Annotated in this window: 14 protein-coding genes and 1 pseudogene; 7 read left to right on the forward strand and 8 right to left on the reverse strand. The window is 70.6% G+C overall.

The window, feature by feature from the left end; all coding sequences use genetic code 11:
* Together GGD89_RS20655 and GGD89_RS12575 are read right to left on the reverse strand one after the other, a co-directional pair.
* Positions 1–305, reverse strand: a pseudogene (locus GGD89_RS20655) (IS4-like element ISMmg3 family transposase); the annotation flags it as partial.
* 202 nt (positions 306–507) lie between these two features.
* Entirely contained in the window at positions 508–1,542 is a 1,035-nt protein-coding gene (locus GGD89_RS12575) for a polyprenyl synthetase family protein (protein WP_343058599.1), read from the reverse strand.
* Positions 1,543–1,987: 445 nt separating this feature from the next.
* On the opposite strand from GGD89_RS12575, the gene GGD89_RS12580 reads away from it, so the two are divergent.
* The 3 genes from GGD89_RS12580 to ggt all read left to right on the forward strand — a co-directional run bounded on the left by GGD89_RS12580 (position 1,988) and on the right by ggt (position 6,737).
* The gene (locus GGD89_RS12580) at positions 1,988–2,341 is read left to right on the forward strand and encodes a carboxymuconolactone decarboxylase family protein (protein ID WP_184045775.1); all 354 of its coding nucleotides are present in this window, start codon (positions 1,988–1,990) and stop codon (positions 2,339–2,341) included.
* Positions 2,342–2,784: 443 nt separating this feature from the next.
* The gene (locus tag GGD89_RS12585) at positions 2,785–4,683 is read left to right on the forward strand and encodes an SLC13 family permease (RefSeq protein ID WP_184045777.1); all 1,899 of its coding nucleotides are present in this window, start codon (positions 2,785–2,787) and stop codon (positions 4,681–4,683) included.
* Between the two features lie 269 nt (positions 4,684–4,952).
* Positions 4,953–6,737: a gamma-glutamyltransferase gene (gene ggt / locus GGD89_RS12590; protein WP_184045779.1), complete on the forward strand. Its 1,785-nt coding sequence runs from the start codon at positions 4,953–4,955 to the stop codon at positions 6,735–6,737.
* Positions 6,738–6,770: 33 nt separating this feature from the next.
* Here ggt and GGD89_RS12595 read toward each other — a convergent pair whose 3' ends face one another.
* Positions 6,771–7,532, reverse strand: coding sequence for a sulfite exporter TauE/SafE family protein (locus GGD89_RS12595; protein WP_184045781.1), 762 nt, complete (start codon positions 7,530–7,532; stop codon positions 6,771–6,773).
* Positions 7,533–7,815: 283 nt separating this feature from the next.
* Between GGD89_RS12595 and GGD89_RS12600 the strand changes: the two genes are divergently transcribed.
* Complete coding sequence (locus GGD89_RS12600; protein WP_184045783.1) at positions 7,816–8,853, forward strand: response regulator; 1,038 nt, start codon at positions 7,816–7,818, stop codon at positions 8,851–8,853.
* The gene (locus GGD89_RS12605; protein WP_343058594.1) at positions 8,853–9,806 is read left to right on the forward strand and encodes an exodeoxyribonuclease III; all 954 of its coding nucleotides are present in this window, start codon (positions 8,853–8,855) and stop codon (positions 9,804–9,806) included. Before GGD89_RS12600 ends, GGD89_RS12605 begins: the two co-directional genes overlap by 1 nt.
* Here GGD89_RS12605 and ptsP read toward each other — a convergent pair.
* The 5 genes from ptsP to GGD89_RS12630 all read right to left on the reverse strand — a co-directional run bounded on the left by ptsP (position 9,793) and on the right by GGD89_RS12630 (position 14,211).
* Positions 9,793–11,670 carry a phosphoenolpyruvate--protein phosphotransferase gene (ptsP, locus tag GGD89_RS12610; RefSeq protein WP_246423087.1) on the reverse strand — a complete coding sequence of 626 codons (1,878 nt, stop codon included), beginning with the start codon at positions 11,668–11,670 and terminating at the stop codon, positions 9,793–9,795. The genes GGD89_RS12605 and ptsP overlap by 14 nt on opposite strands.
* Positions 11,660–12,010: an HPr family phosphocarrier protein gene (locus tag GGD89_RS12615; protein ID WP_425503042.1), complete on the reverse strand. Its 351-nt coding sequence runs from the start codon at positions 12,008–12,010 to the stop codon at positions 11,660–11,662. The genes ptsP and GGD89_RS12615 overlap by 11 nt, the downstream gene beginning before the upstream one ends.
* Positions 12,011–12,177: 167 nt before the next feature.
* Positions 12,178–12,579 carry a PTS sugar transporter subunit IIA gene (locus GGD89_RS12620; protein ID WP_184045785.1) on the reverse strand — a complete coding sequence of 134 codons (402 nt, stop codon included), beginning with the start codon at positions 12,577–12,579 and terminating at the stop codon, positions 12,178–12,180.
* Between the two features lie 47 nt (positions 12,580–12,626).
* On the reverse strand, positions 12,627–13,490 hold the full coding sequence (gene rapZ / locus GGD89_RS12625; RefSeq protein ID WP_184045787.1) for an RNase adapter RapZ: 864 nt from the start codon (positions 13,488–13,490) through the stop codon (positions 12,627–12,629).
* A 220-nt stretch (positions 13,491–13,710) separates the two neighbouring features.
* Positions 13,711–14,211, reverse strand: a complete 501-nt coding sequence (locus GGD89_RS12630) for an HPr kinase/phosphorylase (RefSeq protein ID WP_246423088.1) — start codon at positions 14,209–14,211, stop codon at positions 13,711–13,713.
* Between the two features lie 174 nt (positions 14,212–14,385).
* Between GGD89_RS12630 and GGD89_RS12635 the strand changes: the two genes are divergently transcribed.
* Positions 14,386–15,282 (forward strand): AEC family transporter, encoded by an 897-nt coding sequence (locus tag GGD89_RS12635; RefSeq protein ID WP_184045789.1) that lies wholly within the window; start codon positions 14,386–14,388, stop codon positions 15,280–15,282.
* Between the two features lie 183 nt (positions 15,283–15,465).
* Positions 15,466–16,095: a TetR/AcrR family transcriptional regulator gene (locus GGD89_RS12640; protein WP_184045791.1), complete on the forward strand. Its 630-nt coding sequence runs from the start codon at positions 15,466–15,468 to the stop codon at positions 16,093–16,095.
* The last annotated feature ends 9 nt before the right edge of the window (positions 16,096–16,104 follow it).

Raw genomic sequence — 16,104 nt, forward strand, 5'->3', positions numbered from 1 at the left:
TCCGGGCTGCCGTAGAAGCGGTCTCCCATCAGCACCGGCTTGACCCCGTCCGGCAACCAGGCGGCGACGCGCTCCAGCAGGACCTTCTGCTCGGCAAAGCCAAGCGCCCCGCTCGTCTTGCGCACAATCCACGTCAGCGGAAGCGCCCGCTCCCCCAGCCGCACCGCCACCATCAGCATCTCGTGGCGATGCAGCCGTGTCGCCTGGCTCTGGTCGATGATCACGATCGGTTGAACGCCCCCCGCGCTCGACCGCTCCAGAACCTCGCGGGCATACGGCGCCATGACCTCGGCGGGATCGATCAGGCCGAGGCAGGCGAGACCGGGCAGCAGGACCGGCTCCTGCGGGGAGGATTTCGGGCCGCTCAGCCAGGAGAGATCGGTGCTGACCACAGCCTTGCGGACCTCGACGCGACCATGATCGGCGTCCGTGGTCTCGGCCGCCGGCAGGTCAGCCGCCACATCGGGCGCGGCGAATGACCCGGCGACCATCTCGTGCTCGGCGACGTCAGTAGGCCCGTTCCACGCTGAAGTCGACGATGCCGACCAGGACGTCCTTGGCGTCACCATCCGGGAAAACGTCCAAGGCGCGCCGCGCCGCCTCGGCGTACTCGTGGGCGCGCCGGACCGTCGCCGCCAGCGATCCGTGCTTGAGCAGCAGGTCCATGGCCTGGGCGAGATCGGCCTCGCCGTCCTCGTCGCTGAACGCCTGCTCTTCCAGGCAGCGCACCCAGAAGGCCCGCTCCGTCTCGTCGGCCCGGGCAATGGCATGGATCACCGGCAGCGTCAGCTTGCCGTCGCGGAAGTCGTCGCCGATGGCCTTGCCCAGGTCGGCCTCGCGCGCCGAATAGTCCAGGAAGTCGTCGGCGATCTGGAAGGCGACGCCGAGGTTCCGGCCATAGGCCTCCAGGGCATCCTTCTCGGCCTCGGGGCGGTCGGCGACCACCGCGCCGACGCGTGTGGACGCGGCGAACAGGGCGGCGGTCTTGGCGCCCACGACCTCAAGATACGCCTGCTCGGTGGTCGAGATGTCGTTGGCGGTCAGGAGCTGGTGGATCTCGCCCTCGGCGATCACGCCGGACGCCCGCGACAGGATGGCCATCACCTCCAGCGACCCGTCCTCGACCATCAACTCAAACGACCGCGAGAACAGGAAGTCACCCACCAGAACGCTCGGCTTGTTGCCCCACAAGGCATTGGCCGTGTCGCGCCCACGCCGCTTGTTGCTTTCGTCGACCACGTCATCATGCAGCAGCGTGGCGGTGTGCATGAATTCGATGGAGGCCGCGAGCCTGACGTGGCGGTCACCCTCATAGGCGCACAGCTTGGCCGCCCCCAGCATCAGCAAGGGCCGCAACCGCTTGCCGCCGGCCGCGACCAGGTGGCCGGCCATCTGGGGAATCAGGGCGACCGGGCTGTGCATGCGATCGACGATGGTCTGGTTGACGCGCACGAGGTCGCCTCCCACCAGGTCCAGCAGGGCATCCAGGGCCGCCTTTCCAGACGACGGCGCGGTCCCTCGGTCGGCGCCCGGGGCAGGGATGTTCGAGGCATTCACGGCGGTGACCACGGTGGCGGGCTCTCGCAAGCGGCGGGGAACAGGAGCCAGGGGGGATGCCCCGGCACGGCGACGGGAGCATAGGAGCGCGCTTGGATCCGGGTCAAGCGCCATCGCCGCGCGTGCCGGACCCCAACTTTTGGCAACCAGTCCGCCCTGTGAACACGCAAGACCACCCGGACTTTTGGCGGTGTCGGTCCCCGGCCTGACGGACCCGTCCGCGCGACCGCCCCCCCTGTCTTCCGGGCACCGTCGCCCCGGGGTCCGGCCTCGTCGCCCGATGCCCCCCGGAGACCGGCGGACGCGGGCTGGACCCGTGCCGCCGCGCCCCTTACTTTAGAGGCCTCGAATGTTCGAATCCCTCACGGGACCACCCCCGTTCCCGGCGTCGCGCGCCCGCGACGCCCCACGACCAAAGGAGAGGATATCCATGTATAAGGACTGGCCCGCCTACACCAAGACCCTGTCCGGCGCGATGCAGGGTGCCCGCGAAGGCATCCCCGACACCTGGGCCGCGTTCTCCAAGCTGGCGGCGGAATCCACCAAGACCGGCGCCCTGGACCCCAAAACCAAGGAACTGACCGCCATCGGCATCGCCATCGCCGTCCGCTGCGACGGCTGCATCGCCTTCCACGTGCGCGCCGCGGTGCGTCATGGCGCCACGCGGGACGAAATGCTGGAGACCATCGGCATGGCCATCTACATGGGGGGCGGCCCGGCCTCCATCTACGGGTCCCTGGCCCTGGAAGCCTACGACCAGTTCGTGGCCGCCAAGAAGGGCTGACACGCGGGTCTCGACTCCTACGGTCCTCTCACGGCGGTCCAAGGCCGCGCGCCGGACATCGGAGCCGATGAGGACACCGACACCTCCACGACTGTGATGTGTGTTCGGACGTGACGGTCCTTGTCCCCGCCGGAGCGGACGGCGCCCTGGGCGGTCACGTCCGGTCCCGATGCGGCGGACCGGGACCGCCCGTCCGCCCGCCGGCATCGCCCCCCGCCCCCACCGCCGCCGTCCCTGCCCCTTGGCGCCGCCTCTCCACCTCCCTATGATTGCCAAACCTCGCGCGGTCCCCAGGCGCCTCCCTCGGGCACGCCCCTTGGCGCTCCCTCCTGGACGACCCGCGCGCGGAGCCTGACGGGTGCGTCGATCCACCGTCGGGAACCTCTTCCTCCGGCTCGGGGATGACAGGGATCTTGCTGTTCGCGGTCGCGGCTGACGTTCACATGTGGATCACGTTGGCGCTCACCACGATCGTGGTGGTGCTGTACGTGACCGAATGGGTATCCCTGGAAATGACATCGCTGGGCACCCTGGCGGTGCTCCTGGTGTTGTTCCAACTGTTCCCGGCGATCGACGCCGCGACCGGCGAACGGCTGGTCACGGCGGCCGACCTGCTGGCGGGCTTCTCCAATCCGGCGCTGTTGACGGTGCTGGCGCTGCTGGTGGTGGGCGAGGGCCTGATCCGCGCCGGCGCCCTGGACAGCGTCGCCGAATGGGCGACGCATCCCCGGCTGTCGGCCTGGGTCTCCGTCCTGGTCATCATCGTGCTGGTGGCGGTGCTGTCGGCGTTCCTGAACAACACGCCGGTGGTGGTGATCTTCATCCCCATCCTTCAGGCCATGGCGGTGCGCCTGAACGTCAATGCCAGCCGGGTGATGATGCCGCTCAGCTACGCCGCCATCCTGGGCGGCATGACCACCCTGATCGGCTCATCCACCAACCTGCTGGTCTCCAGCGCCTTGATCGACCTGGGCCTGGAGCCCCTGTCGTTCTTCGAGATCACGCCCGCCGGCCTGCTGATGGCCGGTCTCGGCCTGTGCTACGTGATCCTGGTGCTGCCCCGGGTGCTGCCGGAACGGGCCGGCATGGCCAGCCGCATGACCCACCACGGCAAGCAGTTCATCTCCCAGATCGTGGTGCCCTCGGACTCCCATCTGGTGGGCGAGAAGGCCGTGGCCGGCGCCTTCAAGTCGCTGCCGGACATCACCGTGCGCATGATCCAGCGCGGCGAGCACGCCGAGTTGCCGCCCTTTGACGACTATGCCGTCAAGCCCGGCGACACCCTGGTGATCGCCGCCACCCGCGCCGCCCTGACCGAGATCTCCAGCCGTCACCCGGGCCTGCTGCATCCGCCGCGACGGCTGGGCGTGGACCGCGCCCGCGACCGCCTGCGCGACGGCGACACGGACACCGGCGACGCCAACGCCAACGCGCGCCGCGAGAAGGATCGCGACAAGGACCGCGACGGCGGCAAGGACCTCCAGGACCAGGAGGTCCTGGTGGAGACCATGGTCACCCCCTCGTCCCGCCTGATCGGCGCCAATCTCCAGCAACTGGGGTTTCGCCAGCGCTACCGCTGCCTGGTGATCGGCATCCAGCGCCGCGCCCGCATGATTCGCGCCAGCATGACGCAGATCCGCCTGGAGGCCGGCGACAACCTGCTCATCCAGGGGCGCTGGGCCGATACCGAGGCCCTGGGTCGCGAGCGTGACCTGGTGGTGCTGTCGGGCACCACCGGCGTGCTGCCCCGGCGCCACAACGCCGGCCTGGCCGCCGGCATCTTCATCACCGCCGTCGGCCTGGCCGCGCTCGGCATCGTGCCCATCGTGGTCGCCGCCATCGTCGCCGCCGTCTTGATGATCGCCGTGCAGGCCGTCAACCTGCGTCAGGCCACCCGTGCCCTGGACCGCAAGATCCTGCTGGTGGTGGTGGCCGCGCTGGCGCTGGGACAGGCGCTGGAAAACACCGGCGCCGCCGCCGTCGTCGCCAACACCGCCCTCGGCCTGTTCCAGGACCTGGGGCCGGCGGTGATCCTGTCCCTGTTCTTCCTGATCGTGGCCGGCTTCACCAACGTGCTGACCAACAACGCCACCGCCGTCCTGTTCACGCCGGTGGGAATCAACCTGGCCGCCGAACTGGGCGTGGACCCGCACGTCTTCGCCATCACCACGGTGCTGGCCGCCAACTGCTCGTTCGCCTCGCCGGTGGGCTACCAGACCAACCTGTTGATCATGGGACCGGGGCACTACACCTTCAGCGACTACACCCGCGCCGGCCTGCCACTGCTGCTGCTGGTGTGGGTGGCCTTCAGCCTGTTCGCGCCCTGGTACTGGAGCCTTTAGCCGCGTCGGACCGGGTCACCCCCCTGGCCTCCACCTCCGCGACACGATATCGTTGACGCCTCGGATCTGTCGCCGTGATCCGCGACACGGGCGGATAGCCCCGCCCTTCCCCTGATCAGGAGGCCGCCATGGATACCCTGGACACCTTCGGCAAGGCCGTGCTCATCACCGTGCTGCTGGCCAAAGTGTTCATGGCCTTTCAAACCGGCGGGCCGGCGATTTAGCCGGCCGGCCGCCCGTCCCGTCGATCTGCCCCGCGGAGTCGCCTCATGCCCCAGTTTCAGCGGACCAACCTGGGAATCCTGGCCGCCCTGGCCGTTGCCGGCGTCCTGGTGTTCACGGTCACGGGCGGGCCGCGCGATCGCGCCACCGCCGGGATCACGCCAACCGCGACAGCGACCACCGCACACACCCCGGCCGGCGCGGTGGTCGCCACATCGGCCATGGTGGCGGCCGCCAACCCGTTGGCCGCCGAGGCGGGCCGGGTCGTGCTGGCCGCCGGCGGCTCCGCCGCCGACGCCGCCGTGGCGGTGCAGATGATGCTGAACCTGGTGGAGCCGCAGTCCTCGGGCATCGGCGGCGGCGCCTTCGCCGTGATCTGGGATCCGGCCGAGGGTCGCCTCACCACGCTGGACGGGCGCGAGACAGCCCCGATGGCCGCCGACGACACCTATTGGCTGGACGAGGACGGCGCGCCGCTCGCCTGGTGGGACGCCGTGGTCGGGGGCCGCTCGGTCGGCGTGCCCGGCACCCTCAAGCTGCTGGAGACCCTGCACGCGCATCACGGCCGGCTGGCCTGGCCCGACCTTTTGAAGCCGGCCATCGAGACGGCCGAGACGGGCTTCGCCATGTCACCCCGCCTCGCGGCCAGCATCGCCGCCGCCCAGGACAAGAAACTCGACCTGTTCGAGGCGACCCGGGCCTACTTCTTCAACGCCGACGGCACCCCCAAGACCGCCGGAACGGTGCTGCGCAACCCGGTGTTCGCCGACACCCTGCGCCTGATCGGTCGTCACGGCTCGGCACCGTTCTACGAGGGCGAGATCGCCGCCGACATCGTCGCCGCCGTCCGCACCAACATCAACCCGGGCATCCTGACGCCGGAGGATCTGGCCGCCTACACGGTGGTGGAGCGCGCGCCCGTCTGCGTGCCCTACCGCGCCTACGAGGTCTGCGGCATGGGACCGCCCTCGTCCGGCGCCCTGACCGTGGGGCAGATCCTGGGTATGCTGGCGGGCTTCGACATGCCCGGCCTCGGCCCCTCACCCGAGGCATGGCACCTCTACGCCGAGGCCGCCAAGCTGGCCTACGCCGACCGCGCGCTGTACATGGCGGATTCGGACTTCGTCGCCATGCCCACCCGGGGGCTGGTGGATCCGGCCTATCTGGCCGACCGCGCGACGCTGATCGATCCGGCGGCGGCCATGGCCACCCCGGCCGAGGCCGGCACGCCGCCCTGGGACGAGGCCGCCCGTCTGGCGCCCGACACCCAGCCGGAACGCCCCGGCACCAGCCATTTCGTGATCGTCGATGCCGATGGCCTGATGATCTCCATGACCACCACCATCGAAACCGGCTTCGGCAGCCGGGTGATGACGCGCGGCTTCCTGCTCAACAACGAACTGACCGACTTCTCCCGCGCGCCCGAGGCCGGGGACGGCACCCCCATCGCCAACCGGGTGGAGGGCGGCAAACGGCCCCGGTCCTCCATGTCGCCGACCATCGTGTTCCGGGATGGGACACCGGTGCTGCTGATCGGCTCGCCGGGGGGCTCGCGCATCATCCACTACGTGGCCAACGCCCTGGTGGCCATCCTGGACTGGGGGATGGACCCGCAGGCGGCGCTGGACATGGGCCACGTGGTCAACCGCAACGGGCCCACCGAGCTTGAGGAGGGCACCGAGGCCGAGACCCTGGCCGGCGCGCTCAGCGCCCTGGGCCACGAGATCACGGTTCGCCCCCATGTTTCGGGTCTGCATGCCATCCAGATCCGGGACGGCCGCCTGATCGGCGCCGCCGATCCACGCCGGGAGGGCGTGGCACTCGGGGAGTAGAGGACCGAGGGGCGTGGACCGGTGCCGCTGGTATCACACCACCGCCAGCACCAGCAGGCGCGCGCCGGCGACCAGCAGGCCGGCGCGCACCAGGCGGCGGAACATGGCCTCGTCCACCCGCCGGCGCACCGCCCGGCCCAGCGGATAGGTCCCCAGCAGCACCGCCGCCAGGGGCACCGAGGCCACCAGCAACGGCCCCGTCAGCACCGCCACGGCGCCGAAGGCCGCCAGCGTCATGACGTTGGTCAGGCTCCACAAGGTACCGATGGCCGCCACGTAGGTCCCCTTGTCCAGGCGCAGCGCCGTCATGTAGGCAACGATGGGCGGGCCGAAGATGGTGGTGGTCCCGGCCAGCAGCCCGGCCACCGCCCCCACCAGGGCGCCGGTCACCCGCTCCTGGCGGGGCCGCAGGCGCAGGCGCGGCACCCGGTCGCCCATCAGCGAAAAGGCCACGACCACAAGCCCCAGCACGGCCAGGATGGCGCGCGTGGGCACGCTGGCCAGGATCAGCGCGCCGACCACCAGACCGACCCCCTTGGCGGCCAGCAGCGGCCAGAAGCGCGCCAGGATGGCGCCAACCCGGCCGCCCTCTCTCATCATGATCAGGTTGCCCGCCAGCGCCGGCAGCACCGTGAGCGCGATGGCCTCCTTGACCGGCAGCACCAGGGTCAGCACCGACAGCGTGACGATGGGCACGCCGAAGCCGATCGCCCCCTTGATGACCCCGGCCAGGGCGAAGGCCAGCACCATCACGCCCCAGTGCATCGGGGCATAGTCCGGCCAGGGGACGTCCATCACGACGGTCATCCTCGGATCAGGGGCCATCCGTGTCATGGCCCTCTTGCAACCTTCTATCCCGATCCCCTACCGTATCCGGGTGCGCATGGCCAGCCGACGCATGGCGGGGACGGCCCCGGACGCCGTGATCGCGTGGTCACGCCTGGAGTTTGTTTGCCATGGTCCTCGGGCGTTGGCCCGGGGTCATGGTTCTGGACCAGGGGCGGCGCCGGCTTCGCGCCCACCGAAAGACCGGCGTAATCACGACGGTGGCAGGCCCGGCCTGGAGTCCACGACACCCATGACCCCCGATCGCATCTCGCGGACCGCCCGTATCCTGGTGGTGGATGACGAGCCGGCGAACGTGACGCTGTTGCGCGCGGTGCTGACCAGCGCCGGCTACACCGCCTTGCGATGCTGCACCGACCCCCGCGAGGCGGTGCGCCTGCACCAGGAAGACCGGTTCGACCTGATCCTGCTCGACATCCGCATGCCGGGCATGGACGGGTTCATGGTCATGGAGACGCTGGCCCCGCTGCACAAGGACGACTTCCTGCCGGTCATCGTGCTGACCGCCCATGACGACCGGGAGACGCGGCGGCGCGCCCTGTCGCTCGGGGCCCGCGACTTCGTGACCAAACCGTTCTCCATGGACGAGGTCTTGCTCCGCGTGCGCAACCAGCTTGAGGTGCGCGCCCTGCACCAGTCCCTGGAGGAGCGGGTGCGGGCGCGCACGCAAGACCTGATGCTGGCGCAGCACGAGGTGCTCCGCCGCCTGGGCCGCGCCGGCGAGTACCGGGACAACGAGACCGGCGCCCACGTCATGCGCATGGCGCACAGTTGCCGGTTGCTGGCCCTGGCCGCCGGGCTGGGCCAGACCCACGCCGAGAACATCTTCCAGGCCAGCCAGATGCACGACATCGGCAAGATCGGCGTGCCCGACTCAGTACTGCTGAAGCCCGGCCGCCTCAGTGGTGACGAGTGGGAGATCATGAAACGCCACGTGGCCATCAGTGGCGAGATCCTGGCCGAGCCCACCTCCGAACTGCTGAAGCTGGCGCGGGTCATCGCCCTGACCCACCACGAGCGCTATGACGGCTCGGGCTACCCGGAAGGGCTGGTCGGCGACGCCATCCCCATCGAGGGGCGCATCGCCACCATCTGCGACATCTTCGACGCCCTGACCTCGGTCCGCCCCTACAAGGCAGCGTGGTCCGCGCCGGACGCCATGGCCTTTCTCCGCGAGCACGCGGGCGACATGCTCGACCCCACCCTGGTCGCCCTGTTCGAACAGATCCTGCCGCAGGTGCTGGCCTTGCGCGAGCTGTTCTCGGACTGATGACCGAGTCCCCGGCCCCGTCCACACAGCCCACCCCGGACTCCCCCGGCGCCGGTATCGCCGCGCGCGCCGACCGGCTGGCGTCCGCGCGGATCGACCGGCCCCTGCGCCTGATCACCTGGAACGTGAACTCCCTCCGCCGCCGTCTGGACCAGGTGTTGCGGCTGCTGGAGGAGCAAACGCCGGACCTGCTGTGCCTGCAGGAAACCAAGGTCATCGACGCCCTGTTTCCGGCGGCGGCGCTGGCCGACGCGGGCTATCCCCACCAGGCCGTGCATGGCATGCCCGGCTACAATGGCGTCGCCGTGGTGTCCCGCTGGCCGCTGGAGGGCATCCGGACGCAGGCCGTGCGCGGCCGGGCCGACGCCCGGTTGGTGCTGGCCTGGGTACCGGCCTTCGAGGTGGACGTGCATTGCCTCTACGTCCCGGCCGGGGGCGACGTGCCCGATCCGGACACCAATCCCCGCTTCGCCGACAAGCTGGCCTTCCTGGACGACCTGGCCGAGTGGTACGCGGGCTGGTTCGGCCGCATCGACCGCATCATCCTGTGCGGCGATCTGAACGTGGCCCCCCTGGAGCGGGACGTCTGGGACCATCGCCGCCTGTCGCGGGTGGTCACGCATACCCCGGTGGAGATCGCTCACCTGGCGCGGTTGCGCTCCAGCTTGTTGTGGGCCGACGCGGTGCGCGATCTGGCGGACCCGGACACGCCGGTGTTCACGTGGTGGAGCTATCGCACGGCCGACTGGCGCCACGCCAACAAGGGCCGCCGCCTGGACCACGTCTGGGTGACGCCGCCGCTGTCCCCGGCGATCGCCGGATTCGAGGTGTTGTCGGAAACCCGCGACTGGCGCCCGCCGTCGGACCACGCGCCGCTTCGGGTGACCCTCGATCTGACGCGCGCGGGCGTCGCGCCGGAGCGGTCCGGAAAGACGGCCCTCAGTCCTCGTTGAAACGCCGCAGCAGGTCGGCGATATGCTGGCCGTCGGGCTGCCCCAGGATCCGGTGCGCCAGGTGGGTCGCCGTGCCCACGTCGAGTCGCCGCACGCACTGCTTGACCCCCGGCAGGGCGTAGGTGGCCATCGACAGTTCCCGCAGCCCGAGGCCCACCAGCAGGGCCGTCAGCCCCGGATCACCGGCCATCTCTCCACAGACCGAAACCGGGATCCCGGCCGCCTGGGCCGCGCCGGTCGCGAAGTGCATCAGCCGGAGCACGGCCGGGTGCAGCGGATCGTAAAGATGCGCCACCGACTCGTCGGTGCGGTCGATGGCCAGGGCGTATTGCGTCAGGTCGTTGGTGCCGATGGCGAAGAACTCGGCCTCCCGGGCCAGGGCATCGGCCGACAAGGCGGCGGCCGGGACCTCGATCATCACCCCTAGCGGCGGCAGCGGATCGGGCAGCGGCCGGTTCGCGCGCCGGAACGACGTCACCACCTCGGACAACACCGCGCGGGCATCCCTCAGTTCGTGGATCGTGCTGACCATGGGCAGCAGAATGCGCACCGGCCCCAGCACCCCCGCCCGCAGGATGGCGGCGAACTGCGTGTACAGCAGGTCCCGGCGGGTCAACGACAGCCGCACGGCCCGCAAACCCAGGGCCGGATTGGCGCTGGGCTTGAGCTTCAGGGCATGGCCCAGCTTCTCGCCCCCCAGATCCAGCGTGCGGATGGTCACCGGCCGGCCGTCCATGTGCCGCACCAGATCACAGAAGGCGTTGGCCTGTTCGTCCTCGCCCGGCAGCGAGTCGCGGTTCATGAACAGGAATTCGGAGCGCACCAGGCCGATCCCCTCGGCGCCCACGTGATGCACGGAGTCCACCTCCGAGGGCAGTTCCACGTTGGCCTGGAGGTGCACCGCGACGCCGTCGCGACTGATCGACGGCACGGTGCGCAGACGCAACAGGTTGCGGCGTCCGCGCAGGAACGTGGCGCGGCGCGCCCGGTACCGGGCCAGGGTGTCCTCGTCGGGATTGAGGATGACGACGCCCTCGGCGCCGTCCACCACCACCGGGTCGCCGGCGCGGGCATGGTCCAGGATGGCCCCGGCGGCCACCACCGCCGGCAGCCCCAGCGACCGGGCCATGATGGCCGTGTGGCTCTCGCGCGCGCCGAGGGCCGTGACCAGGCCACCCACGAGGCGCGGATTGAGCAGCGCGGTATCGGCGGGGCTCAGTTCCTCGGCGATGATGACCGACCCCCGGGGCGCCCCGGAGAGCCCCTGCGGCCCGGGACGCTGCGTCAGGTTGCGGATCAGGCGGCGCCCGACCTCGCGGATATCGCCGACGCGGGCCGCGAGGTAGTCGTCTTCCATGGCCGAGAACGCGGCGATCAGCTCGGCCATTTCCGCGCGCACCGCCGCCTCGGCGTTGACCCGCTGGTCCAGGATGCGCTGGTCCACCCCGCGCAGCAGGCGGGACCCGCTCAGCATGCGCTCGTAGGCGTCCAGGATGCAGCTCAGTTCCTCGCCGGCCACCCCGGGCAGTTGGCGCGCCCGATTGCCCAGCGCGCGCAATTGCTTGGTCGCGCGATCGGCGGCGGTGGCGAAGCGGAGTCGCTCGTGCTCCACCAACCCGCTGTGGATGCGGTATTCGGGAATCGGCGCGAGGCCGACGTCATGCAGATAGACCACGCCGATGCCGACGCCCGGACCGACGGCCACGCCACGCAGCCGCGCCATCTCCGGGCGGGGCGGGGGCTCGTCGCCACCGTCGCCCCCTCCCCCGGCGCCGCCGCCACGACCGCCGCCAGGGACGGCGGCCTCCTCGGCGCCGGCCGGATGGGGCGAGTCCGCCGCCGTCCTGCGTGTCCTAGCTCTCATCGAACCCCGCGGCGATCAGCGTGGTCAGCGCCGCCAGGGCGTCCCGCGCCTGACGGCCGTCGCAAACGATGCGGATGCATGACCCCTGACCGGCGGCCAGCATCATCAGTCCCATGATGGAATGGCCGGACACCTCCTGGCCACGGTTAAACACCGTGACGGTGGCCTCGAACACCTCGGCGGTGCGCACGAAGCGGGCCGCCGCGCGCGCATGCAGGCCCCGCTGGTTGACGATTTCGCATGTGGCCGCGACGGGACCGTCGGCGGAGTCGGCCGCCCCGTCATCCCCCTCACCAGGACTGGCGTCCGCCATGGTGCTCCCGTGCTGTTGTCCAGACATGAATTTGTCCCCCACCCAACCGACCGGGCCCCCACGGGGCCCTCCTTGGCGTCCAACCGGCCCACCGGACACACTCCGGGCGGCATGCCGTGTGGAATCGAGCCACATCATTTTACGGTTTTCGTGGCTTTCCAGACGGGCCTCCGGCCCCGGACACCCGGACGTCTCTAGTCTTGCGTGAGAAGACGGGAAGCCACGTTAATATACTTGCGCCCCGCCAGCTGCGCGCTGGTCACGGCTTCCGCCAGGGGTTCGGTGGTCCGCACCGATGCCAGCTTGATGAGCATGGGCAGGTTGACGCCGGCGATCACCTCGACGCTGGCCCGGTTCATGATGGAGATGGCCAGGTTGGACGGCGTGCCCCCGAACATGTCGGTCAGCACGATCACCCCGAGACCGGACTCCACGCGCCGCACCGCCTCGACGATGTCCTTGCGCCGCTGTTCCATGTCGTCGTCAGGGCCGATGCAGATGGTCGCCACGTTCTGCTGATGTCCGACCACGTGTTCCAACGCCGCCAGCATCTCCTCGGCCAACCGGCCGTGGGTCACCAGAACCATGCCAATCATGCGCACCCGTCCCCAATCATGGACCGCCTACCGGCCGGCCCTTACGCCTAAACCCGTCCCCCGCGGTCCAGATCGCGGTGGCGCACGGTGGCCCGAACACCGTGTTCGTTCAACCACACCCCCAACCGGTCCGCCACCCGCACCGACCTGTGCCGTCCGCCCGTACAGCCGACGGCCAACGTCAGATAGCTTTTGCCCTCGCGGTGCTGACGCGGCAACACCACCTCCAGAAGCCCCGTCAGGCGCGCCCAGAACCGAGGAAAATCCTCGTCGGCCTCCACGTAGGCCGCCACTCCGGGATCCTGTCCGCTCAGGGGCCTTAACTCCGGCTCATAGTGAGGATTACGCAGGAAACGCGCGTCGAACACAAGATCGGCCTCGCGGGGCAGACCATGCCGGAAACCGAATGACACCACATTGACCAGCGTATGCTCGGCCCCCCCGGCCAGACCCAGGTGGTCCTCCAGCCGCTGCTTCAACTCGCCCAGGGTCCAGTGCGCGGTGTCGACGACCACGTCGGCGCGCTCCCGCAGGTGCCGCATGCGCTCGCGTTCCAGGGACAGGCCATCGCTCAGGGGCCGGTCCAGGGCCAGGGGATGGCGCCGCCGCGTCTCCGTGAACCGCTGGCGCAGGATGTCGTCGTCGCAATCCAGGAACACCAGCCGCACATCCAGCCCCGGGTGGGCGCGCAACTGCTCCAGGATACCCGTCAGGCGATCAACGGCGAATCCCCGGGTCCGCACATCGATGACCACCGCCAGCGGCCGATCCAGCGCGCCACCGGCGACCATGCCGTCGAGCAGGGCCAGCGGCAGATTGTCCACGGCCTCGTAGCCCAGATCCTGCAACGCGGCCAGCGCCGAGGACTTGCCGGCGCCGGACATGCCGGTCAGCACCACGAGTCGTTGCATGGCCGCGCCCGTCGGCGCAGTCGGAAGCGTCTCGTCGTGGGTTGACGAAGACACGATGGCCGGCCCCCCTCCGCCGGTGATCTGAAGAAGACGCACCGCCACGGCATGTCCGCCATCCGGGTCAAGGTCATGGCGGATATCCCGGGCCGGACGCTCGGCTGCGGCAGACAGTCCGCCCTCCAGGAACCTCAGCCGTCACCGGCGGCCCCCCGCGTCGCCCTCAATGGGCGGCGATTATAGCCCCGGCGGCGACGGCGGCGGCAAGCCGAACCTTGGCCGGCGCGCTGGCGGCGAAGGGCCACAGGACGAAACGCCGAAGCGGCGTTGCCGGTGCGCCACAGTGCGCGATCCCCTCGCGCATGGGATGAACCCAGACGGGCGCGGGCACACGCGTCTCCGCCTCCGGTCCGTCCACCAGATCGACCACCGCGACCAGCGGCGCGCGCGCCACCCAGCGCCCGGTGTCCAGGGTGAGAATGCCCACCCCGCGCACCTCCAGCAGCCCGCGCAGGGTGGCCGGGCCGGCGGCATACAGACGGTCGGTGTCGGCGTCCTGCGTCACGATCACCCGGTCGTCCGCCACCAGGCGCGCGCCCGGGGCCTCCAGCAGGCGCAAGGCAAGGTCCGACTTGCCGGATCCGGGCGCCCCCCTGAGCAGCACCCCGCCCTCCGCCAGGGCGACGCAGGTGGCATGGATACTGCGCGGTTCGGACATCGGCATGGGTGTCTGGTCCCCGTGGTCCCGGGGTCATGGTCCCGAGTTGGTATTCGTCAGTTTGCGACGGGACGGGCCAGGCGCATAATCCCCCTCCTTCTCCGTCCCTCGCCCCGTCGGGCCGCCGGCCGGCCGCTGCGGCCCGCGCGCCCCACGCGCCTTCATAGCACCCCAGAGATCATGATTTCAGCCCTCTTCGCCGTCATCGCCCCGGTGTTCCTGATCGCCGGCATCGGCTACACATGGGTTCGGCTCGGCTGGCCCTTCGACACCGACATGGTCGCCCGCCTGTCGACCACCGTGGGCGTGCCCTTCCTGGTCCTGCATGTCATGACCCGCGTGGACCTGGCGGGCGCCGCGCTGGCCACCATGGCGCTGTCGGCCGTGCTGGCCGTGCTCATCATGGGAGCCGCCGGGCTGGTGCTGCTGCGGCTGGCGCGGCTGCCCCTGCCGCCCTACCTGCCCGCCCTGACCTTCGGCAACGCCGGCAACATGGGCCTGCCGCTGTGCCTGTTCGCGTTCGGCGAGCCGGGCCTGGCGCTGGCCGTCGCCTTTTTCGTGGTCACCGCGATCCTGAACTTCACCCTGGGCGTGGCGGTGGCCTCCGGGCGGTTCGCGCTACGCGCGCTGGCACGCACGCCGGTGATCTGGGCGCTGGCCGTCGCGCTGGGACTGAAGGCCACCGACATCCCCCTGCCCGCGTTCCTGGCCAACACGGTGCAGCTTCTGGCCGGGTTCACGATTCCGATGATGCTTCTCGCCCTGGGCGCGGCCCTGGCCAACCTGCGCCCCGGCGGCCTGACGCGGGCCGCCGCCCTGTCCGCCTTCAAGCTGGGGGTGGGCCTGGGCGCCGGACTGCTGGTGGTCTGGGCGCTGGGCCTGACCGGTGCCGTCCGGGGGGTGGTGCTGATCGAGGCCGCCATGCCGGTGGCCGTGTTCAACTACCTGTTCGCGGAACGCTACGGCAACCGGCCGGAGGAGGTGGCCGGCATGGTGTTGATCTCCAGCCTGATGATCCTGGGGCTGCTGCCCGGCATTCTCTGGCTGGCCTGGGACGGCATGCCGCCGCCGCTTTAGGGACAGGCCGCCGGGGCATGCCGAGTCGCCGGGACCCAAGAGGGCCGGCCTCGTCGCGCCAGCCCGCCCGTGACGGCGGGGCTTACATTACGGAGCATGAGACCCAATCTTTCCCGACGGGGTCCTTGGCCTCCAGAGTCGGGACCGGGCCTCGCGACGCTGCGCAACAGACGGGATCAGGTGATGGGGCGACCCCGGGAGTTCGATGAGGCCCAGGCCCTGGAGCGGGCCATGGATGCCTTCTGGCGGCACGGCTACGCCGGAACGTCGTTGCCCGACCTGCTGACCGCCATGGACATCGGCCGCTCCAGTTTCTACGAGACCTTCGGCAGCAAGCGCGCGGCTTTCGAGGCCGCGCTGGAGCTTTACGACGCCCGCGTGACGGGGCGCGTGCGCGATGCCCTGAACGCGCCCGGTCCCGTGCGCGCGGTGGTCGAGGGGGTGCTGTCCGAGCTGGTGACACGGGCCCTGTCCGGCGAGGTCCGCGGCTGCATGGTGGGCAACACGGCGGTGGAACTGGCGCCCCACGACCCCGCGATCCGCGCCCGCCTGGCGGCCAGCATGGCGGGGGTCGAGGACGCCTTCGCCAAGCGCCTGACCATCGCCCGCGATGCCGGCGAACTGGCCCCCGAGACCGATCCCCGCGCCCTGGCGCGCACCTTCCTCTCGGTGATTCACGGCGTGCGGGTCGTCGCCAAGGCGCGACCCGAGAAAGAGGTTCTGGAGGACATCACCCGCACGGCGCTGGGGATGCTGGGGACGGATCCGACCGGACGAACCGACCCGCCCCCGGCACATTCGCCGTTTCCCTGACCGACCCGC

The organism is Roseospira visakhapatnamensis, from assembly GCF_014197915.1.
GTDB lineage: Bacteria > Pseudomonadota > Alphaproteobacteria > Rhodospirillales > Rhodospirillaceae > Rhodospira > Rhodospira visakhapatnamensis.